Raw genomic sequence first — 19,942 nt, 5'->3', positions numbered from 1 at the left:
CAACCGGGAAGCGGTGCAGCAGCGAGCCGGTCAGACCGGCTCGAACCGGTAGCCGTCCCAGTCCTGGCTCGCGGGCTCGCGGATACCCGCTTCCGGGTCGCGGAGGTCGTCGGCGTACACGGGTTCGACCGTGTCGCCGGTCTCGACCTCGTCGGTCGTGAGCTGGCCGATGGCCCGGACCGACTCGCCGTCGACGTCGAACTCGACGATGGCGAGCGGGTTCGGTGCACGGACGCCGACCGGCGTCGCCGCGCTGACCGTCCAGGTGACGACCTCGGCGGTGTACTCGCTCAGGTCGACCGTGTCGACCGGCTCCTGTCCGCCCGGACCGATGGGGTGGCCGGGGTACTGTATCGTGCCGTCCTCGTAGACCGTCGCTTCCATCGTCATTGTGCTGCCTCCATGATGGTGGTGATGACGCAGTTCCCGAAGCCGCCGACGTTACACGCCAGCGCGACCTCGGCGTCGTCGATCTGTCGCTCGCCGGCGTCGCCGACGACCTGCTTGTATATCTCGTAGCCCTGTGCGACACCGCTGGCCCCGAGCGGGTGCCCCTTCGACTTGAGGCCGCCCGAGGTGTTGATGGGGAGTTCGCCGTCCATCTCGGTGTGCCCCTCCTCGACGAGTTCCCACGCCTCGCCGGGGTCGGCGAAGCCGAGGCCCTCCATCTGGAGGAACTCGAGGATGGTGAACATGTCGTGGAGTTCGGCGACGTCCACGTCGTCGGGGGAGAGCCCGGCCATCTCGAAGGCCTGCTTCCCGGACTCGACGACGCCACCCATGGTCGTCGGGTCCTCGCGCTGGTGGACGACGTGGGTGTCCGTCGCGCCCGCGACGCCCGAGACGATGGCGTAGTCGTCGGTGTACTCCTCCGCGACCGACTCCGGGCAGAACATCAGGGCCGCGCTGCCGTCGGTGATGGGACAGAAGTCGTAGAGGCGCAGTGGGTCGGCGACGATGGGCGAGTCCATCACCGTCTCCACGTCGACCTCCTTGCGGAACTGGGCGTGGGGGTTGTTCAGCCCGTTCTTGTGGTTCTTCACGGCGACCTTCGCGAGTGATTCGCGGGGTGCGTCGTACTTCTCGAGGTAGTGTCGCGCGGTCAGGCCGGCGAAACTCGGCAGGGTGACGCCGTGTTTGTACTCGGTCGGATGGGTGATGGAGGCGATGACGTCGGTCGCCTCCTCGGTCGTCCGGTGGGTCATCTTCTCGCCGCCGACGAGCAGCGTCATGTCGGACGCCCCGGAGGCGACCGACTGCCACGCCGCGTACATCCCGGCCCCGCCCGAGGACGAGGTCTGGTCGACGCGCTGGGTGTACGCCGGGAGCAGGTCGAGGTCGTGCGCGAGGGCGTTCATGATGCCCGTCGCCCCCTCGAACTCCCCGCTGGCCATGTTCGAGACGAGGAGGTGGTCGACCTCGTCGGGGGCCACCCCCGCGTCGTCGAGACACTCCTCGCCCGCCTGCGCGAGCAACTCCTGTATCCACGCGTCACGCTTCCCGAACTGGGTCATCGACGCGCCGATGACGGCTACGCGTTCCATGTTCCTCGTGTCTCGGGGCAACGATTTAGTGCTTTGCCACGCCGGGAATTCTGCCCGTTGGACCGTGTCTCGTTGGTACAAATACGAGGGGTTGAGTGGTACAGGTCTTCGGTTGCGAGTCGGTGGAGACGTGTCGATCGAGACGGTCCGTCGGGGACGCACCCACACACCACTATTGCAAGTGAACGGTTCGCCCGCTGTTCGGAGTTCAGTTGGTCACCGGGACTCGACGAGGGGCCAGTCTGGGGGCGGACGACCCACCCCACCCCCACCACCGATGCACGTGAACCTGTGGAACTCGACCACGCGGTACACCCGTCCTACCACCCACACACACCACTGTTGCAAGTGAACCGTACCTTCGGAGAGGGGTGGGTGCGAGCTGACCGGTGGAGGTGTCGCCGATGGGGGACCCCCACCACCGTTGCAAGTGACCTGGGTCGGGGTGGAGGAGAGGTCGGGGCAGGATAGTCAGGAAACAGGAGGAGAGAGACACCACTATTGCAAGTGAACGGGCGAGCGAGGAGAGGGTGGGTGTACTGGAGACACCACCGTTGCAAGTGAACGAATCTCGACACGGGTTCTGGGTGGAGCGACACACAGACACCACTGTTGCAAGTGAAGCGCGACGAGAGAGGGTGGGGGAGGGGTGGTGTCGGGACAGAGTGGGAACGTTTCGCACAGAACTAGTCCCGACGGTGCCGGGGTTCGAGATGTCGGCAGCGGGTAGAGCGTTCGAAACTTTCGATATTCCCCTTCTTCACTTGCAACGATGGTGTGTCTTCCACGGCGCTATTCCCGCCTCGAGGCCTGTACTCCAGTCGCTCGTACGCTGTCACCGGCTTGCCGGACCTGTTTCCCATCGAACACGACCCGCGTGTTCCCGCCATCTGCGTTCAGGCTCGCGCCGGCACCCACCACCGTTTCATGTAATCGCTTCACCAGAAATGCCGGTGTGTTGTTCTACTACTAGACTCTCTCACTCTAGCTTCACATGAAAAAGTGGTGTCTGTGTGTCCCTGTTTCCTGCTAGCACACTCCTCGGTTACGACCGTGTACATTCACATGAAACACTTGAATCACTTGCAATGGAGGTTCTTTTATACCCGGAGTGACACCCGCAAGGTATGCGCCGGTTCGAGCGCAAGCGCGCCATCTTCGCGAACAAGGACGCCCTCCGGGAGAGCTACCAGCCCGATCGCATCGAAGAGCGTGACGAGGAGATCGAGGCCTACATGGACGCGCTCCAACCGGTCATCGACGGATGGGAACCGAACAACATCTTCCTCTACGGGAACACCGGGGTCGGCAAGACCGCGGTCACCGAGTACCTGATGAGCCTCCTGCAGGAGGACGCCGACGACTACGAGGACATCGACCTCTCGGTCATCAACCTCAACTGCAAGCCACTGTCCTCCTCCTACCAGGTCGCGGTCGAACTCGTCAACGAACTCCGCCCCGACGGCGCGGAGATCTCCACGACGGGTTACCCCCAGCAGACCGTCTTCAACAAGCTCTACGAGGAACTCGACAAGCTCGGTGGGACCATCCTCCTCATCTTCGACGAGATCGACTCCATCGGCGAGCGCGACGAACTCCTCTACGAGCTCCCCCGGGCGCGCTCGAAGGGTGACCTCACCGAGGCGAAGGTCGGCATCATCGGCATCTCGAACGACTTCAAGTTCCGCGACCAGCTCGACCCTCGCGTGCAGGACACCCTCTGCGAGCGCGAACTCCAGTTCCCGCCGTACAACGCCCAGGAACTCAACAACATCCTCTCCTCGCGCGCGGACATCGCGCTCCGCGACGGCACCTACGACGACGCGGTCATCCGCCTGTGTGCCGCCCTCGCCGCGAAGGACCGCGGCTCGGCCCGGCAGGCGCTCGACCTCCTCTTGCTCGCGGCCGAGCAGGCCGAGAACGCCGACGACGAGACCGTCACCGAGAGCCACGTCGAGGAGGCTCGCCACGTGCTCGAACGCGAGCGCGTCGAGGAGGGTATCCGCCAGCTCACCCAGCACGGCCACCTGACCCTGCTCGCCGTGGTCTCCATCGCCGCCGAGGGCGACACCCCCGAGCGCTCGCGCGCCATCTACAACCGCTACCTCGACATCTGCGACGGGTACGGCGTCGACAGCCTCGCCCAGCGGTCGGTCCACAACCACCTCTCGGACCTCCGGATGCTCGGTATCCTCACCGCGCGCGAGAACCGGTCCGGGTCGCGCGGGAACTTCTACTCCTACGAACTCGACGTCCCCCTCGAATCCGCCCTCACCGCGCTGGAGGACGAACTCGACATGCAGGAGCGGTTCTCGGACCTGCGGACGGTCGCGAACCTGAACGGGATTCGCTGAGTACAAGCGATCACTCTGTAAGGTCTTCGGGCTGTCTGACTGTCTGGCTGCCTGTCTCGATTCTACCCTTCCGTCCATCGAAGCTATAGGCTCGCTCCCCGTGCCAGAGCCATGCATCGCCGACGGTTCCTCGCGCTGGCCGGCGCGACAGCCACCGCGACGGCCCTCGCCAGCTGTACCGGGAACGGCGCGAGTGACCTCCTCGACTCCGCAGGACCGCCGACGACCACCGACTCGACCGCGACTACGCCACCGACAACGGCCGCCGCCGCCGACCCCGACGACGCCGCGACACCGGACGACGGCACCGACCAGCCGGACGACCAGCAGACCGCGGGCGACGGGCTCCCCCTCGACCGGACGAACTACGGCGTCTCGCTCTCCCCACGGAGCTACGAGGGCGCCGACTTCACCGAGTTCTTCGAGCGCGCGGGCGAGGCCGGTACCGTGGTCCGGTCGGGTGGCGCGTGGGCCGAACTGGGCAGTCCAGACAGCGGCGGGACCGCCGTCGCGGGACTCGCCGAGCAGTTCGGGTACACCGCCGCCGTCGAGGTGAACGTCTTCGACTCCGGGTCCGGCGAACCGGATCGGCCACTCTCCGAGGCGACCATCGAGGAGAACGTCGAACTCGCACGGGCGTTCGCACAGGAGTACCGCCCCGCGTTCCTCGGCCTCGGCGTCGAGGTCGACACCTTCTACCGCGAATCACCCGAGGCCTTCGAGCGGTACGTCACCCTCGCCGAGGTCGCGGCGCAGGCGGTGAAGGAGGCCGTCCCGGAGACCACTGTCGGCGTCGGCTTCCAGCTGGAGCGACTCCGCGGGCTTCGCGGGGGCATCTTCGGCGGCGAGAACGACCCCGAGAGCGCGAACTGGGAGCTGCTCGACCGCTTCCCCAGCGCCGACGTGCTGACGTTCACGTCCTATCCCGGGATGCTCTACGAGGACCCCGCCGACATCCCGGACGACTACTACACGAGCGTCTTCGACCGCGTGGACCGACCCGTCGGCCTCACCGAGACGGGGTGGACCGCGAGCACCGTCGTCGAGGGGTGGCCGAGTTCGGAGGCGAAACAGGCGCGGTACGTCGACCGGCTGTTCGAACTGACGACGGACGTGGAACTCGCGCTGGCGCTCTGGGCGTTCGTCTACGACCAGCCCGGGGTGCCGACCGCCTTCGAGACGATGGGGCTGCGCCGACCCGATGGGTCACCCCGGCCGGCGTGGGACGCGTGGGTCGAGGGGGTGTGACCCCGGAATCGACTGTCGAAGAAGAACGACTGCTGAAAAAGACGGATGCGTTCGCGGCCCGGTGCCGGATGCGACCGGACGTGTGTCGGCGTCGGTGCGTGCTCGCGGGCCCTACAGGTCCATCCCGCCGTTCACGTCGATGACCTCGCCCGTGATGTACGACGAGTTCTCGCTCGCGATGTACCCCACGAGGTGGGCGATGTCCTCGATCTCGGCGAAGCGACCCAGCGGAATCTGGGAGACGATGCGGTCTTTGACCTTGTCCGGGACGTCCTCCAGCATGTCGGTCCGGGTGAAGCCGGGGGCGACACAGTTCGCCGTCGAGCCGCCGGAGGCCAGTTCGATGGCGATGGTCCGGGTGAACCCGAACATGCCGGCCTTCGCGGCGGCGTAGTTCGCCTGCCCGAAGTTGCCCTGCTTCCCGACGATGGAGGAGATGTTGATGAGCCGTCCCTCGGAGGCCTCCCAGATGTCGTCGTAGAAGGTCTTCGTGCAGTTGAACATCCCGCCCAGGTTGACGTCCATCACCTGGTCCCACTCCTCGCGGGACATGTTCACGAAGCGGGTGTCCTTCGTGATGCCGGCGTTGTTGATGAGCACGTCGATGGGGCCGAAGGCCTCGTGTGCCTGCTCGCGCATCGCCTCGACCTCGTCGAGGTTGGTCACGTCGGCCTGTGAGGTGATTGCCTGCCCACCGAGGTTCTCGATGCGGTCGACGACCTCGTCGGCGCCACCGCCCGAGGACCGGTAGTTCACGACGACGTTCGCGCCCTGGCTGCCGAGGTGTTCTGCGATTCCTGCACCGATACCACGTCCTGCGCCTGTTACGACGCACGTGCGTCCGTCCATTGACATATATGTATACCTCGCGGGGACGATGAACGGTCACGGCGACGCTCGTACAAGCGAGCACGCGACCAGAGGTCGTCCGTCCGTGGAAGAACTGTCGCAGAAAAGCACCTTAAATATTCCTCAGTAATCAGTGATAGCAATCACCATCCGTCTGGCGTGGCTGACGCCCGGGAGCTACCGTGCGCTGTGGTCGGTGTCTGGTAGCCGGTGGCCAGTGACCGGTGGCCATCCTGGAAGCAGACGGCAAACGCCAGAGAGTGCGGTCCTACTCGACCAGGTCGGTCGCCTGATCGACCCAGCCCTGGATGCGCTGGGGGTTGAGGTCCGTCTCGGCCGCGAGCTCGTCGACGTCGACCGCCGCGAGGTCGGCGATGGAGTCGACGCCCGCGTTCCGGAGGCGCTCGGCGTAGGACGGCCCGATGCCGTCGATGACCTCGAGGTCGGTCTCGTCGACGCCCTCGACCTCGATCTCGACTGCGTCGTCCTCGGTCGAGTCCGCTGTGGCCGCTTCGGTCTCGACCGATTCCGCCTCGGCCGCCCCGTCGTCACTGCCCAGCTCTTCGGCGATGGCCTCGGCGTCGGCGTCGGCGGTGTCCTCGACCATCCGCGTCTCGAACCACTCGCACACGTCGGGCCAGAGCTCGGCGTGGCTGCGCGAGGAGACGGACATCCCGATGTGGCCGGTCGGGAACTCCATGATGGTCTTGTCCTCGCTCGGGACGACGTCGTTGAACGGCTTCGACGCTCCCGGCGGGATGAGGTGGTCGTACTCCGCGACGATCTGGAGCACGGGCATCGTGATGTTGTCGATGTCGACGTGCTCGCCGCCGAGGGTCAGCTCGTTCTTGTAGAGCTTGTTGTCCTGGTAGACGTCGGAGATGAACTGGTTGTACGTCTCGCCGGCGACGTCGATACCGTCACCGAGCCACTCCTCCATGCGGGCGAAGTTCTCGACGAAGTCCTCGTCCTCGACGTTCTCGTAGAAGCGGACGTACTTCGTGACGTAGTTCTGGACCGGGTCCATCAGCGCGAAGCCGATGTCGAGGAACTCGGCGGGCACGTTGCCGAACGTGTCCGTGACCTTCTCGGGGTCGTAGTGGTCCTCGGCACCCCATTGCTCGAGCACGCCACCCTCACCGGCGAAGCACAGGCCCGCAGCCATGAGTGCGAGCGTGTGGACCTTCTCCGGGTGGAGTGCGGCGTACATCGTCGACATCGTGCCGCCCATGCAGTAGCCGAGGACGTTGATGGCGTCCTGGCCGGAGCGCTCGCGGACCTCGTCGACGCAGTTGTCGATGTAGCGGTTGACGTAGTCGTCGAGGGTGAGCGAGCGGTCGAGGTTCGACGGCTCGCCCCAGTCGATCATGTACACGTCGAAGCCGTTGTCGAGCAGGGTCCGGATGACCGACCGGTCGGGCTGCAGGTCGAGGATGTACGGCCGGTTGATGAGCGCGTACACGATGAGGATGGGCACGTCGTGTTGCTCCTCGGTGCGCGACTCGTAGTGCAGCAGTTTGAGCTTGTTCTCCTCGTAGACGACCTCGCTCGGGGTCTCGCCGACGTCGACCTCCTGGAAGGTCTCGGCGCTGTCGGGCGCCTTCTGTGCCTTCTCCGCGAGTTCGGCGGCGTTCTCCCACGCCTGCCGCTGGATGTCGAGTGTCGCTGCGAACGGGTTCTGCATCTTACTCCTCCAGGTGCTCCAGGACGCGGTCGAGCTTCTGTTCGACGGCGTGCTGGCGGCGCTCGAGTTCGACGAGCCGGTCGCCGATCTCCTCGACGTCGCCCTCGGTGGCGAAGCCGAGCGTGTGGAGCGTGTCCTCGGCGGCCTCGTCGGCCTGCTGTTGCATCTCGAGCATCTGGCCGACGGATGAGCCGGTCCAGGCGGCGAAGGCGGTCGTGTCCATGACCTCCTTGAACGCCTTGTTGGCCGTGTTGAGCCAGATGTCACGGAACTCCTCGAACTCGACGTCCTCGCCTTCCATCGAGTCGTTCGCGCGGTCGACCATCTGCTCGGCGGCGTCCATCCACGCCTCGTAGGCGCGTCGGTAGCCCTCGACGCCGTCCTGGAAGTCCATCTCGCCCATGGCCTCGCTGTCGACGGTCTCGGACCACTGCTCGACGAACTCGGCCTGTGCCTCCATGTTCTTCTCCATCGCCTCGAAGAACTGCTCGTTCATCCGCGAGACGAAGTCGTTCCAGTCTGTCGGTACCGAAGCTTGGGGGTATGAATCTGTCATTGTCGAAATATGGGGTTGGGTGGTTATAAAAGGAACCGTCGGATCAGGCCGAGAGGTCCTCGGTGACGTCCTCGACGCTACCCTCCATCCGCTCGTGGGCCTCGAGGAAGTTGTCGAACGAGGTGTCGACGGCGTCGGCGTAGCTGTCGGCGTAGTCGTCGAACGCCTTGGTGCCTTCCTTCATCGCGTCGAGCGTGGCGTCCATCATCTGGACCTGGCTCTCGGTGAGGGCGTCGTACTGGTCGTCGAGGGCGGCCTCGAACTCCTCGAAGTCGACGGAGCCTTCCGGCATCATCGACTCGACGGCGTCGAAGTAGGCGTGGACGGCCTTCTTCGAGAGGTCGTTGTTCTGCTCGGAGAGCTTCTGGAAGTTCTCCATCGACTCGGTCATCTGGTGGACGGCCTCCTTCTGGGCCTCGATGACGTCGTGTGTCGCTTTCTGGCTCTGCTCGAGCATGGCGCGCTGCATCTGGAAGACGGGCTTCATCGGGTTCTGGGTCTGGGTTTCACTCATTGGAATCACGCTCTTGGCGTTTGACCGGGATGACGATTGTCTGGACGATATCGCCTTCCCCGATGTCGAGCGCCTCGCGCTCTGCGTCGGGGATGCTGATACGGCCGCCGCTCTGGACACGCGTCTTGAACATCGCTGTCCCGCGGCTCATCGCCGTGAGGTCGGACATCGTGTCCGAGGACCCCGCGTTCCCCGCGAAGAACTGTTTCCACAGCTCCTGGGGGTTGCCCATCATCTGCTCTCCAGCGTCCTGCATCTGCTCTTGCATCTGCTGCATGAAGAACGGCGACCAGGGCATCTTCGGCGAATCGTCCGTCATCAACAGTACGTATCACGGCGGAGAACTTAAGGTTTCCGCTGAGAACCATTCAATACCATCGAGCACCAATCAATGGTTGAGATGACTGCGAACCCGGTAATGGGGTTGTCCCACCAGATGTCCGAAAATCAACGACTCAGCGACCCGAGACCCAAGCAGAGAGCCAAAGGAGTCATAGTCGACCCTGTCCTACGGAGGATAGAATGAGCGAACGAACTACCGACGCCTCGTCCCCCCTCACAGCGATGGCGAGCGCGTGGACACAGTTCGCGGAAAGTGCGTTCAAGGGTGCCACGGCGGCCAACCGAGCAGCGTTCGCGGCGTTCAACCCGGCCACGACCACGCGGTCGCGGTCGAGACAGACCGACGACGTCGAGGTACTCGAGAGTACCATCCCCTCTCTCGGCTACGAGGAGGCGGGGTGGACCTTCGAGCGGACCGTCGACGACCCGGACGAGCTGAACGTGGGCGACTACGTCCAGTTCTCGAAGGTCATCGACGAGGACGACGTGCGCGAGTTCGCGAACGCGAGCGGTGACACCAACCGACTCCACCTCGACGAGGAGTTCGCGAAGGAGAGCCGGTTCAAGGGCCGTATCGTCCACGGGACGCTCGCGGCGGGGCTCATCAGCGCCGCGCTCGCGCGCCTCCCCGGGCTGACGATCTACCTCTCACAGGACGTCGAGTTCCAGGCGCCGGTCCGCATCGGCGACCGCCTGACGGCGACCGTGGAGGTACTGGAGGTACTCGGCAACGGCCAGTTCCGCCTCTCGACCATCGTCGAGGACGTCAGCAAGGACACCACCATCATCGACGGTGAGGCGGTCGTCCTCATCGACGAGATGCCGTCCGAGTGACGGTCGCCGCACCACCCGCGAGCAGTGCACCCCGGTCGACCCGGGACGAGGAGCGATATCTCTACCCGGAGGACGGTTCATCGACCGGGCACGGGGTGGGCGGACAGTGGTGAAGCGCTGATAACACGAGCAACCCCGTCTCAGTCTCCGATTTCTCCGGTGACCTGTCTCCCGGCTGTTGTCCGGGTACCCGGTCTACACGGTCGCCTCGAGCGTTCTCGTCCCGGATAGACACTCTTTTTAGGCCGGCCTAAACAGTGTGTAGCAACGCATGACAGGAGATTGCTGCGTCATCGTGCCGACCATCAGGGAGTACGAGTGTATGCGGACGTACATCGAGAACGCCCGCGAACACGGCTTCGACACCGACCGGCTCCACGTGGTGCTGGTCACCGAGGACTTCTGTGACACCGACGAGATGCGGGCGATGCTCGACGACCTCGACGTCTCGGGCCGCGTCTTCGACGGCTCCGACCGCGAGGAGTGGTACGAGGAGCACGGCGTCTCGGAGTACAGCCACCTCGTCCCCGCCGCGAGCCACGCCCAGACCTCCTTCGGGCTGCTCTACATGTGGGCACACGACTTCGAGTTCGGCTTCTTCATCGACGACGACACGCTGCCCCACGAGGACCAGGACTTCTTCGGCCAGCACCTCGCGAACCTCCAGTTCGAGGGCGAGGTCGAGTCCGTCAGCTCCGACGAGAACTGGGTCAACGTCCTCTACCAGAGCGACCACGACCTCTACCCGCGCGGCTACCCCTACGCCGCGATGCACGAGGAGATCGAGACCGACACCGAGTCGGTCTCCGACGTGGTCGCCTCCCAGGGCCTCTGGACGAACGTCCCCGACCTCGACGCGGTCCGCATCCTCATGGACGGCGACCTGCAGGGACAGGCCCAGACCCGGACCGGGACCGAGGACTTCGACCGCAACTTCGTCGCCGGGCGCGGGAACTACCTCACCGTCTGCTCGATGAACCTCGCGTTCCGCCGCGAGGTCGTCCCCGCGTTCTACCAGACGCCGATGGACGACAACCCGTGGGAGGTCGGCCGCTTCGACGACATCTGGTCGGGCGTCTTCCTCAAGCGCGCCTGCGACGTGCTCGACGACCGCATCCTCAACGGCTTCCCGCTGTGCGAGCACAACAAGGCCCCGCGCTCGACGTTCGACGACCTCCACAACGAGGTCGCCGGCCTCGAACTCAACGAGCACTTCTGGGAGGTCGTCGACCCGGTCGGCGCCGACGCCGACACCTACGCCGAGGTCATGGCCGCGATGGCAGACGCCCTCGCCGAGGGCGACTTCTCCGACTACCAGAACGGCGAGTTCCTGAACCACGTCGGGGAGTACTGCCGCGACTGGCTGGACTGCCTCGACGAACTCAGTGCGGTACCGGGCCACGAACAGACCGCGGTTCCCGCAGACGACTAGATTCTCATGACACGAAAAGACGACACGGAATCGGCAGGTATAAATGATTTAGGGCGGCCTAAACCACATATGAGAGACAACGACGACCGTAGTGACTCGTCCCGGTCCCGGGTCAACCGGCGACGGTTCCTCGCCGCGGCGGCGGCGGCCGGCGTCACGGCCTCGGCCGGGTGCCTCGGGTCGATCATCGACAACGACGAGGAGACCGAGACAGAGGACGGCGGCGGCGGACAGGAGATCGGCGTCATCGGGTCCGGCATGCAGGGGCGGCCGGCCCCCGGCGGGACCTCGATGGCGGACATGCCGGACCTCTCCGGCACGCTGACGCTGTACTCCGGGCGCGGCAAGCCCCTCGTCAACACGCTCATCGAGTACATCGAGAGCCAGTACGACGACTTCACCATCAACACCCGCTACGACGCCTCGAACACGCTGGCCAACAAGATCACCACGGCCGGCGCGGCGACCGAGGCCGACGTGTTCTTCTCGGTCAACGCCGGCGCGCTCGGCCTGCTCGCGGACGAGAACCGGACCGTCGCGCTCCCGAGCGACGTCCAGGAGATGGTCCCGACGCAGTACCGCAACAACGACGGCGAGTGGACCGGCACCTCCGGTCGCGCCCGGACCATCCCGTTCAACACGAACGCGTACTCCGAGTCCGGCATCCCGGACGACATCTTCGCGTTCACCGACTTCGACGGCTCGATGGGCTGGGCCCCGAGCTACGGTTCCTTCCAGGCGTTCGTCACCGCCATGCGCGTGATGAACGGCCGCGAGAAGACCAAGCAGTGGCTCCAGGGCATGCTCGACGCGGGCGTCGAACGCTACCCCGACGAGTTCATCGTCTCGCGCGCCGTCGCGAACGGCGACCTCGACGCCGGGTTCGCGAACCACTACTACATCCAGCGCGTCCTCGACGGGAACCCGAACGCCCCCCTCTCGACCGCGTTCACGAAGAACGACGCCGGCGCCATCTTCAACGTGGCCGGCGCGGCGGTCGTCGACAACTCCCAGGGCGGGGACCAGACGGCCGACGACCGCACGACTGCGGTCAATTTCGTCCGCCATCTGCTCTCCGCGGAGGCACAGGAGTACTTCGCAACGCGTACATTCGAGTATCCCGTCATCCCCGAAGTGAACCCTGTCGGCGACCTGCCACCTGTCGACGAACTCGACACTCCGGACTTCGACCTCGCGAAGCTCTCCGACATCGGGCCCACCATCGACCTGATGCGCGAGGTCGGCATCCAGGTCTAGGCCGGCACCTCCCCCCATGACAGTCGAAGAGACCGACGCTTCCACGACGACGAACCAGGGCGGTGAAAGCGGGTCCTATCCACTGGGACTGACGTTGGCGAGCGCGGCGGTCGCCGCCGCCGTCGTCCTGCCACTGGTCTGGCTGTTCGTCGCGGTCGGCGAGGTCTCTTCCGGCAACGCACTCGACCTGCTGACCAGAGACACCACCGTCTCGGTGTTCGTCAACTCGGCCGTGATGGTAACCGGTGTCACCGGCTTCTCCATCCTCATCGGTGTCCCGCTCGCGTTCCTCACGGTCAGGACGAACCTGCCCGGGCGCCGTCTCTGGACCATCCTCGTGACCCTGCCGCTGGTCATCCCGAGCTACATCGGCGCGTTCGTCTTCACCGCCGCGTTCGGGAGCCGCGGCCAGTTACAGGGGGTCCTCGCCCCACTGGGCGTCGAGTCCTTACCCGCCATCAAGGGTCTGGAAGGGGCGGTACTCGTCCTGACGCTGTACACCTACCCCTACGTCTACATCACCACGCGGGCGGGCCTGAAGACGGTCGACACGTCGCTCATCGACGCGGCCCGGACCCTGCAACACACCCGGCTGGAGGCGGTCCGCCGGGTCGTCCTGCCCCAGCTCCGCCCGGCCATCGCGGCGGGCTCGCTGCTCACGGCACTCTACGCGCTCTCGGACTTCGGGACGCCTGCGATCATGCGCTATCCCGTGTTCACGACCGTCATCAAGTCCGAGACGGACACCGGGAGCATGGGCATGGCCGCCCTGCTCTCCATCCAGTTGCTCGTCGTGACCGTCTTCATCCTCGGCGTCGAGAGCCGCCTGCGCAGCAACGAGAAGTTCACCAGCGGCCGCCAGGGCGGGCGCGCGTCCCAGGCCCGGCTTGGCAGGTGGAAGTGGCCCTCGCTCGCCTTCTGTGGCTCCGTCGTGATGGTCGCGCTGGTCGTGCCGGTCGTCATCCTCATCGGCTGGCTGCTCCGCGGGCCGACCTCGAACTGGCGGCTCCCGTTCGAACTCTCGTACCTGACCAACTCCGTCACGCTCTCGGTCGGCGCCGCGCTCGTGGCGACGCTCGCCGGCCTCCCCATCGCGTACCTCTCGGCGCGCCACGACACCGTCGTCGGGAACCTCACCGAGCGCCTGAGCTACGTCGGCTACGCCGCGCCGGGCGTCGTCATCGGTTTCGCGCTGGTGTTCATCACGACCCGAAGTTTCACCAGCCTCTACAACACGCTCCCGGTCCTCGTGTTCGCCTACGTCGTCCGGTTCCTGCCCCAGTCCGTGGGGTCGACCCGGGCGTCGTTCCTGCAGGTCAACCCGTCGTTGCCCGAGGCGGCACGCACCCTCGGGCGCTCCTCTGTCGGCGCGTTCCGCGCCATCACGCTCCCGCTGGCAGCCCCGGGACTGCTCGGCGGCGCGGCGCTGGTGTTCCTGACGACGATGAAGGAACTGCCGGCGACGCTGATGCTCCGCCCGACCGGCTACGAGACCGTGGTCACGCACATCTGGCAGGCCCACCGCAACCAGGCGTTCTACGACGCCGCGGTGCCGGCGCTCATCCTGCTCGGCGTGTCCGCCGTCTCCATCTTCGTGATACTCTCCCAGGAGGGATACGATGTCAAGTGACGCTACCGACCCCACCATCACCGCAGACGTCGAGACCGTGTACGAACGCCCCTCGGTGGAGGACTCCGAGACCGTCCTCGAACTGGACGGCGTCTCGAAGTCCTACGGCTCCGAGGACGTCATCACCGACCTCTCCCTGTCGGTCCGGGAGGGCGAGATACTCACCATGCTCGGCCCCTCGGGCTGTGGGAAGACGACGACGCTCCGCCTCATCGCGGGCCTCGAACGCCCCGACGGCGGCCTCGTGAACCTGAACGGCTCGGCCGTCTCGGGCGACGGCTCGTTCGTCGCGCCCGAGCGCCGCGGCGTCGGCGTCGTCTTCCAGGAGTTCGCGCTCTTCCCGCACATGACCGCCCGCGAGAACGTCGGCTTCGGGCTGACGGACGTGGACGAGGCCGCGAAGCAGGAGCGCGTCGACGAGATGCTCGACCTCGTCGGCCTGCACTCCCACGCCGACGCCTACCCCGACGAGCTATCCGGCGGCCAGCAACAGCGCATCGCGCTGGCCCGGTCGCTCGCGCCCGAGCCGCGCATCCTGCTGCTCGACGAGCCGTTCTCGAACCTCGACGTGGACCTCCGCGTCGAGATGCGCGAGGAGGTCAGACGCATCCTGAAGGAGGCCGGCGTCACCGCCATCTCGGTCACCCACGACCAGGAGGAGGCGATGAGCATCTCCGACCGCGTGGCCGTGATGAACGACGGCGACCTCGAACAGGTCGGCCGGCCGGAGCAGGTGTTCCAGCACCCCGAGTCCCGCTTCGTCGCGGGCTTCCTGGGGCACGCGTCGTTCCTCTCGGGCTACCTCCGCGGCGACCGCGTCGAGACCGGCATCGGCGCCATCGACCGCGAGGTCATGCACGGCCTGGCGACGGAGTACGACGGGACGACCCTCGACGTGCTGGTCCGCCCCGACGACATCGACGCCAACCCCTGCCCGGCGTCCGAGGCGAACGGGCGGGTCGTCTACCGGCGCTACCTCGGCCCGACCATCCTCTACCGGGTCGAACTCGACAACGGCGACGTCCTCGAGTGCATGCACAACCACACGGACCAGGTCGACCTCGACCAGCCGGTCCGGGTCGAACTGACCGCCGACCACGAACTCGCGTGGTTCCCGAAGGTCGACGAGTCGGGGAACTACAGCGAGGCGGACGACTGACCAGATGACGCTGGCGGCCCGCATCCGCGGTCTGGTCACCCGTCGCTACGTCCCGACCCTCCTGCTCTCGCTGGCGGCCGGCCTCGTCGTCTTCCTCACCGCCAGAGGGCTCTTTCCGTACCACTCGCTGAACCACGACGAGGGCGTCTACATGCAGCAGGCGGCACTGCTGCTCGAGGGGCAGGTCCAGCACTACCCACCGCCGGCGCTGGCCGACGAGTTCCGGCCGTGGTTCTTCGTCGTCGAGGACGGCACGATGTACCCGAAGTACGCGCCGGTCCCGGCGGGGATGTTCGCGCTCGGGCTGGCGGTCGGGCTGCCGCGCCTCGCCCTCGCGGCCATCGCGGTCGGCAACGTCGCGCTCGTGATGGCACTCGGAACCGAGGCGTTCGACCGCCGGGTCGGCGTCCTCTCGGGCGTCGTGCTCGCGCTCTCACCGATGTTCCTGCTCGCGTCGAGCCTGTTCCTGCCCTACGCGCCGACGACGTTCCTGAACCTGCTGTTCGCGCTCGGGTACGTCCGGGCGGTCAGGGCGTCGGAGGCCACCACGAGCCGTCGGTGGGCCGGCCTCGCCGGGGTCGCCATCGCGCTGGCGTTCTTCGCCCGGCCCTACACCGCGGTCCTGTTCGCGCTCCCGTTCATCGGGCACGCCTGCTGGACGCTCTGGACCGGCTACCGCCACGAGGCCGGACGCCTGCGCCCGCACCTCGCCCGGAACCTGGTCGTCGCCGTGCTCGGCATCCTCGGCGTGGCCACCGCCCTCGGCTACAACTGGCTGTTGACGGGCGACCCCCTCCTCTTCCCGTTCGAGGCGTTCGCACCCCTCGACGGCCTCGGGTTCGGCAGGCGCCGCATCGTCGACCACGAACTCGTCTGGACGCCCGCGCTCGCGCTCCGGGCGAACGTCGCCCTGCTGCGCCAGTTCGCGACGACGTGGACCGCCGCCGGCTGGGTCGGCTCGGTCGTGTTCGCGGTCGGTGTGGTCGCCTGGGCGGCCCACCTGCGCGGGAGCGACGCGAGCCCCACGTTCGACCGCCCGCACCTCTCCGACGACGCCCTGCGCCTGCTCGTCCTCGGGGTGTTCGTCTCGGTCGCCGTCGGCAACATCTACTTCTGGGGGAGCTACAACGTGCAGGGCGGGCTGGAGGAGGCCCACGACGGCCTGATGGCCATCCACGGGCCGATATACCACTTCGACATGCTCCTGCCCCTGTCGGTGTTCGGGGGCTTCGGCGTCCTGCGGACGGGCGAGGTGCTCCGCGACCGGGTCGCCAGCCGGTACTCGCCGCGGGCCGCCCGCGTCGCGCTCGTCGTCGCGCTCGTCCTCACGGTCCCGGTCGTCGGCGTCGCCGAGCAGGCCGCGCTCTCCCAGCCGGTCCGGACCAGCGCGGACTACACCGAGAAGTACGAACAGGCGTACGAGCCGCTCGAATCGACCGACTTCGACGACGCGCTCGTGTTCGTCCCGACGGCCTACGGCCCGTGGTCGAACCACCCGTTCCAGTCCCTGCGGAACGACCCCGGCTTCGACGGCGACGTGGTCTACGCACAGCACCAGGACGCCGAGAGCGTCTACGAGGTGGTCGACCACTATCGCGACCGCAATCTCTACCGCTGGACCTACCACGGCGTGTGGACCCCCGACGAGACCGAGCGCGTCACCGGCAAGCTCGTGCCGCTGGACGTTCGCGAGGGTGAGCGACTGCGCGGGACGACGCGCATGGGCATCCCGCCGGGCGTCGACAGCGCCATCGTCCGCATCGAGGGCGAGGACGAGGTCCACGAGTACTACCTGAACGACTCGGTCGGCGAGAACGTCACGGTGAACTGGACGGTCGGCCCCGGGAGCCTCCGGGTCACCGACGACGACCTGCGCCCCCTCGGTGAGAGCGGTCCGGTCGCGTTCGACGGGGCGGAGGAACTCGCGGTCGCGGTCGTCCTGAACTACGACGGCGGGGCGACCCTGACCTACCGTCAGGAGTTCGACACCCGGGCCCGGGGCGGTACCGTCGAGGTCCTCTGGCCGGCCGAGACCTCGGTCTGTTCGCTCACCGTCGACTGCGGCACCGAAGGCACCTACCTCCCGGACCACCCCGACGAGCACATCGACGGGGTCTGGATCAACGGCACGCTGACCGCGACCGGTCGGGACGGATAACCGGCACCGGTACCGACCGGCCGACCAGCACCGACCCCCGCCTTCGTCCTGCGATTCGCTCCACCAAACCATCTTGGCGGGGCGCATTCGGCACCGTGGCCGATAGCATCTCCCGTCGACCTATGATGGACGAATCCCCCTCCAGACGGACCGTGCTGAAAGGACTCGCCGCCGGCCTGGCGACCGCCACGGTCGGCACGTCGGCAGCCAGTGCGGCGACCGGTGATTCGGCGTCCGGCTGGACCGTCGCGGAGACGCCGACCGGCAAGGCCCTCCACGACGTGGTCTACACGGACGCCGGCGCGTTCGCCGTCGGCGGCGGTGGCATCGTCCTGGAACGGACCGAGACGGGCTGGACGAAGGTCATCGACGGTGGTCCGACCGGGAACGGGAACGACCTCTACGGCGCCGACGTGACCGACGACGGCGAGCGCCTCTGGTTCGTCGGGGCCTCCGGCGCCATCGGCGAGTACGACGTCGCGGCCGGCGTCCTGACGGACCACTCCGCGCCGAACGACTACACGAACAACTTCAACGCCGTCTCGGTGACCGGCACCGCCGACGAGGCGAACGTCTACATCGCGGACGACTCCGGCATCGAGCACTACAGTTTCGCGAACGGCACGACGGGCACGTGGGACTACACGAAGCCCGGTAGCGGTGCAGCCCTGACCGCCATCGACTTCCACGACACGCGCTCGGGCCACGTCGTCGACACGAACGGGAAGGTGTTCGCGACCGACGACGGCGCGACCTGGGACGTGGTCGGCATCGCCGACGCCAACGTGAACTTCTACGGCGTCGACTCCGACGGCCCCGACGACGTCTGGGTCGCCGGCGGTGGCGGGATGGTGTTCCACTGGACCGGCAGCCGCTGGGTCCCGACGGACCTCGGCGACAAGAGCCTGCGCGACGTCGAGGTCGTGACCAGCACGGCCGCCGACGGGGACGCGGTCTGCGACGGCTACACCGTCGGGGGCGGCGGTGCCGTCTACGACCTGACGGACGACGTCTGGTCGCAGGACCAGACCCCGACCGGGTCGAACCTGAAAGCGGTCGCTCGCGGTGAGCCGACCATCGCGGTCGGTGCCGGCGGGACCATCATCGAAGGGAACTGACGGGCGGGTTCGGGCGCGCTCCGGCGCGTTCCAGCGCATTGCAGCGCGCCCGACGCGCCCGATTGCGCCCTGCCCCATCCTGCCCGCCTTCTTTCGGCTAGAAGAGTCGTCTGGCCTGTTCTTCGAGACAGACCTTCACGATGGACTTCCCGATCGCTGCGCCGCCCTCCAGCGGGTCGAGCTTCGTCTCGCCCTTGCGCTCGGCGTACCGGATGGGCGTCTCGACGACGCGGTAGCCCCGCATCGCGGGCCGGATGAGCAGCTCCGCGGAGAGGCCGGTGTTCTCGGTCCACGTGATGTCCTGCACCACCTCACGGCGGTACGCCCGCATCCCGGTCGTCGTGTCGTGGACGCGCTCGCCCATCAGCGACGAGGCGGCGAGGGCGAACATGTGGTTGCCGAACCGGTTGAACGCGGGCATCGCGTCCGCGCCGTGGTAGAGCCGGTCGCCCGAGACCACGTCGTAGCCCTCGTTGAGCAGGTCGAGGAAGCGCGGGAGCGCCTCCATCGGGTAGGTGTCGTCGCAGTCGGTCGTGACGACGACCTCCCGGTCCGGCGTGAGGACGGCCTCCCGGACCGCCACCCCGTAGCCCTGCGGTTCCTGTTCGATGACGGTCGCGCCGTGGTCGCGCGCGACCTCGGGCGTCTCGTCGTCCGACCCGTCCACGCAGACGACCTCTGCTCGTCCGTCCGTCACCTCATCGATGTCGGTGAGGACGTGCTCGATGGCCTCCGCCTCGTTGTACGTACCCATGACGACGGCGAGGTCGTCGAATGTGAGCTCGCCGTCCGTCGACTCCTGACTCATCGCTTCTGGCTCTGGTTCGCGCCTACTTTAGGCTTGCCAAAAAGTGTGGCCGACCGGGGCGCCTCGGCTCAGACCGGGTCCGTCTCGTGGAGGAACGTCTGGAACTCCATCGTCCGCCCGTCGGGGTCCTCGGCGAAGAAGTTGTAGATGTCGAAGGCCTCGGTGACCGAGGGCTCGTCGCGGGCCCGGTCTTCGAGGCGGTCGTAGAACTCGTCGACGCCCTGGCGGTCCTCGGTGACGAACGTGAGGATGCCCCCGGTCTCGGTCTCCTCGGCGTCGCAGAACCCGAACAGCATGTTGTCGTACTTGCAGATGGTGCAGGCGGACTGCTCCAGCCAGACCGACGCGCCGACCTGTTCGCAGTAGAACCGTGCCACTCGCTCGTAGTTCGTGCTCCGGAAGAAGACGATTCCCGACATGTGCGCCCCTGCGAGCGCCGGCGAGAAAACGCTTCG

18 protein-coding genes are annotated in these 19,942 nt (G+C 66.8%); 9 read left to right on the top strand and 9 right to left on the bottom strand.

Annotated features, from left to right (window positions below; translation table 11 throughout):
- Window positions 1-30: 30 nt before the first annotated feature.
- Complete coding sequence (locus tag NOV86_RS01360) at window positions 31-390, bottom strand: PhlB family protein (protein ID WP_267639430.1); 360 nt, start codon at window positions 388-390, stop codon at window positions 31-33.
- Complete coding sequence (locus tag NOV86_RS01355; protein WP_267639429.1) at window positions 387-1,544, bottom strand: thiolase family protein; 1,158 nt, start codon at window positions 1,542-1,544, stop codon at window positions 387-389. Before NOV86_RS01355 ends, NOV86_RS01360 begins: the two co-directional genes overlap by 4 nt.
- Before the next feature lie 1,127 nt (window positions 1,545-2,671).
- On the opposite strand from NOV86_RS01355, the gene NOV86_RS01350 reads away from it, so the two are divergent.
- Both NOV86_RS01350 and NOV86_RS01345 read left to right on the top strand, forming a co-directional pair.
- Complete coding sequence (locus NOV86_RS01350; protein WP_267639428.1) at window positions 2,672-3,898, top strand: orc1/cdc6 family replication initiation protein; 1,227 nt, start codon at window positions 2,672-2,674, stop codon at window positions 3,896-3,898.
- A 111-nt stretch (window positions 3,899-4,009) separates the two neighbouring features.
- The gene (locus tag NOV86_RS01345; protein WP_267639427.1) at window positions 4,010-5,146 is read left to right on the top strand and encodes a hypothetical protein; all 1,137 of its coding nucleotides are present in this window, start codon (window positions 4,010-4,012) and stop codon (window positions 5,144-5,146) included.
- Between the two features lie 111 nt (window positions 5,147-5,257).
- On the opposite strand, the gene fabG is transcribed toward NOV86_RS01345, so the two are convergent.
- From fabG to NOV86_RS01320, 5 genes are all read right to left on the bottom strand, one after another.
- Window positions 5,258-6,001 carry a 3-oxoacyl-ACP reductase FabG gene (gene fabG / locus NOV86_RS01340; RefSeq protein ID WP_267639426.1) on the bottom strand — a complete coding sequence of 248 codons (744 nt, stop codon included), beginning with the start codon at window positions 5,999-6,001 and terminating at the stop codon, window positions 5,258-5,260.
- Between the two features lie 262 nt (window positions 6,002-6,263).
- A complete protein-coding gene (gene phaC, locus NOV86_RS01335; protein WP_267639425.1) occupies window positions 6,264-7,679 on the bottom strand; it encodes a class III poly(R)-hydroxyalkanoic acid synthase subunit PhaC in 1,416 nt (471 codons plus the stop codon).
- 1 nt (window position 7,680) lies between these two features.
- Window positions 7,681-8,235, bottom strand: a complete 555-nt coding sequence (locus tag NOV86_RS01330) for a poly(R)-hydroxyalkanoic acid synthase subunit PhaE (RefSeq protein ID WP_267639424.1) — start codon at window positions 8,233-8,235, stop codon at window positions 7,681-7,683.
- A gap of 43 nt (window positions 8,236-8,278) precedes the next feature.
- Window positions 8,279-8,749, bottom strand: a complete 471-nt coding sequence (locus NOV86_RS01325; RefSeq protein ID WP_267639423.1) for a hypothetical protein — start codon at window positions 8,747-8,749, stop codon at window positions 8,279-8,281.
- A complete protein-coding gene (locus tag NOV86_RS01320) occupies window positions 8,742-9,068 on the bottom strand; it encodes an AbrB/MazE/SpoVT family DNA-binding domain-containing protein (RefSeq protein ID WP_267639422.1) in 327 nt (108 codons plus the stop codon). The genes NOV86_RS01325 and NOV86_RS01320 overlap by 8 nt, the downstream gene beginning before the upstream one ends.
- Window positions 9,069-9,271: 203 nt before the next feature.
- Here NOV86_RS01320 and NOV86_RS01315 point away from each other — a divergent pair, with 203 nt between their 5' ends.
- The 7 genes from NOV86_RS01315 (at window position 9,272) to NOV86_RS01285 (ending at window position 18,679) form a co-directional block, all read left to right on the top strand.
- Window positions 9,272-9,925 carry a MaoC family dehydratase gene (locus NOV86_RS01315; RefSeq protein WP_267639421.1) on the top strand — a complete coding sequence of 218 codons (654 nt, stop codon included), beginning with the start codon at window positions 9,272-9,274 and terminating at the stop codon, window positions 9,923-9,925.
- A gap of 271 nt (window positions 9,926-10,196) precedes the next feature.
- Window positions 10,197-11,357: an alpha-1 4-glucan-protein synthase gene (locus NOV86_RS01310; RefSeq protein WP_267639420.1), complete on the top strand. Its 1,161-nt coding sequence runs from the start codon at window positions 10,197-10,199 to the stop codon at window positions 11,355-11,357.
- A gap of 69 nt (window positions 11,358-11,426) precedes the next feature.
- Window positions 11,427-12,614 (top strand): extracellular solute-binding protein, encoded by a 1,188-nt coding sequence (locus NOV86_RS01305; RefSeq protein WP_267639419.1) that lies wholly within the window; start codon window positions 11,427-11,429, stop codon window positions 12,612-12,614.
- Window positions 12,615-12,630: 16 nt separating this feature from the next.
- Complete coding sequence (locus NOV86_RS01300) at window positions 12,631-14,244, top strand: ABC transporter permease (protein ID WP_267639418.1); 1,614 nt, start codon at window positions 12,631-12,633, stop codon at window positions 14,242-14,244.
- Complete coding sequence (locus NOV86_RS01295) at window positions 14,234-15,403, top strand: ABC transporter ATP-binding protein (RefSeq protein WP_267639417.1); 1,170 nt, start codon at window positions 14,234-14,236, stop codon at window positions 15,401-15,403. Before NOV86_RS01300 ends, NOV86_RS01295 begins: the two co-directional genes overlap by 11 nt.
- Before the next feature lie 4 nt (window positions 15,404-15,407).
- Window positions 15,408-17,561 carry an ArnT family glycosyltransferase gene (locus tag NOV86_RS01290; protein WP_267639416.1) on the top strand — a complete coding sequence of 718 codons (2,154 nt, stop codon included), beginning with the start codon at window positions 15,408-15,410 and terminating at the stop codon, window positions 17,559-17,561.
- 122 nt (window positions 17,562-17,683) lie between these two features.
- A complete protein-coding gene (locus tag NOV86_RS01285) occupies window positions 17,684-18,679 on the top strand; it encodes a beta propeller repeat protein (protein WP_267639415.1) in 996 nt (331 codons plus the stop codon).
- A 97-nt stretch (window positions 18,680-18,776) separates the two neighbouring features.
- On the opposite strand, the gene NOV86_RS01280 is transcribed toward NOV86_RS01285, so the two are convergent.
- Window positions 18,777-19,487 (bottom strand): dolichyl-phosphate hexose transferase, encoded by a 711-nt coding sequence (locus NOV86_RS01280; RefSeq protein WP_267639414.1) that lies wholly within the window; start codon window positions 19,485-19,487, stop codon window positions 18,777-18,779.
- Between the two features lie 68 nt (window positions 19,488-19,555).
- A complete protein-coding gene (locus tag NOV86_RS01275; RefSeq protein ID WP_267639413.1) occupies window positions 19,556-19,906 on the bottom strand; it encodes a VOC family protein in 351 nt (116 codons plus the stop codon).
- Between the last annotated feature and the right edge of the window lie 36 nt (window positions 19,907-19,942).

Origin of the sequence: Haloarchaeobius amylolyticus, assembly GCF_026616195.1 — an archaeon.
GTDB classification, from domain to species: domain Archaea; phylum Halobacteriota; class Halobacteria; order Halobacteriales; family Natrialbaceae; genus Haloarchaeobius; species Haloarchaeobius amylolyticus.
This window is presented reverse-complemented; position numbering and strand designations above follow the sequence as displayed.

What these genes read in the sequence shown, in the direction of transcription:
- NOV86_RS01360 (WP_267639430.1), bottom strand. Translation starts at nt 390, where the DNA reads ATGACGATGGAAGCGACGGTCTACGAGGACGGCACGATACAGTACCCC.
- NOV86_RS01355 (WP_267639429.1), bottom strand. Translation starts at nt 1,544, where the DNA reads ATGGAACGCGTAGCCGTCATCGGCGCGTCGATGACCCAGTTCGGGAAG.
- NOV86_RS01350 (WP_267639428.1), top strand. Translation starts at nt 2,672, where the DNA reads ATGCGCCGGTTCGAGCGCAAGCGCGCCATCTTCGCGAACAAGGACGCC.
- NOV86_RS01345 (WP_267639427.1), top strand. Translation starts at nt 4,010, where the DNA reads ATGCATCGCCGACGGTTCCTCGCGCTGGCCGGCGCGACAGCCACCGCG.
- fabG (WP_267639426.1), bottom strand. Translation starts at nt 6,001, where the DNA reads ATGTCAATGGACGGACGCACGTGCGTCGTAACAGGCGCAGGACGTGGT.
- phaC (WP_267639425.1), bottom strand. Translation starts at nt 7,679, where the DNA reads ATGCAGAACCCGTTCGCAGCGACACTCGACATCCAGCGGCAGGCGTGG.
- NOV86_RS01330 (WP_267639424.1), bottom strand. Translation starts at nt 8,235, where the DNA reads ATGACAGATTCATACCCCCAAGCTTCGGTACCGACAGACTGGAACGAC.
- NOV86_RS01325 (WP_267639423.1), bottom strand. Translation starts at nt 8,749, where the DNA reads ATGAGTGAAACCCAGACCCAGAACCCGATGAAGCCCGTCTTCCAGATG.
- NOV86_RS01320 (WP_267639422.1), bottom strand. Translation starts at nt 9,068, where the DNA reads ATGACGGACGATTCGCCGAAGATGCCCTGGTCGCCGTTCTTCATGCAG.
- NOV86_RS01315 (WP_267639421.1), top strand. Translation starts at nt 9,272, where the DNA reads ATGAGCGAACGAACTACCGACGCCTCGTCCCCCCTCACAGCGATGGCG.
- NOV86_RS01310 (WP_267639420.1), top strand. Translation starts at nt 10,197, where the DNA reads ATGACAGGAGATTGCTGCGTCATCGTGCCGACCATCAGGGAGTACGAG.
- NOV86_RS01305 (WP_267639419.1), top strand. Translation starts at nt 11,427, where the DNA reads ATGAGAGACAACGACGACCGTAGTGACTCGTCCCGGTCCCGGGTCAAC.
- NOV86_RS01300 (WP_267639418.1), top strand. Translation starts at nt 12,631, where the DNA reads ATGACAGTCGAAGAGACCGACGCTTCCACGACGACGAACCAGGGCGGT.
- NOV86_RS01295 (WP_267639417.1), top strand. Translation starts at nt 14,234, where the DNA reads ATGTCAAGTGACGCTACCGACCCCACCATCACCGCAGACGTCGAGACC.
- NOV86_RS01290 (WP_267639416.1), top strand. Translation starts at nt 15,408, where the DNA reads ATGACGCTGGCGGCCCGCATCCGCGGTCTGGTCACCCGTCGCTACGTC.
- NOV86_RS01285 (WP_267639415.1), top strand. Translation starts at nt 17,684, where the DNA reads ATGATGGACGAATCCCCCTCCAGACGGACCGTGCTGAAAGGACTCGCC.
- NOV86_RS01280 (WP_267639414.1), bottom strand. Translation starts at nt 19,487, where the DNA reads ATGAGTCAGGAGTCGACGGACGGCGAGCTCACATTCGACGACCTCGCC.
- NOV86_RS01275 (WP_267639413.1), bottom strand. Translation starts at nt 19,906, where the DNA reads ATGTCGGGAATCGTCTTCTTCCGGAGCACGAACTACGAGCGAGTGGCA.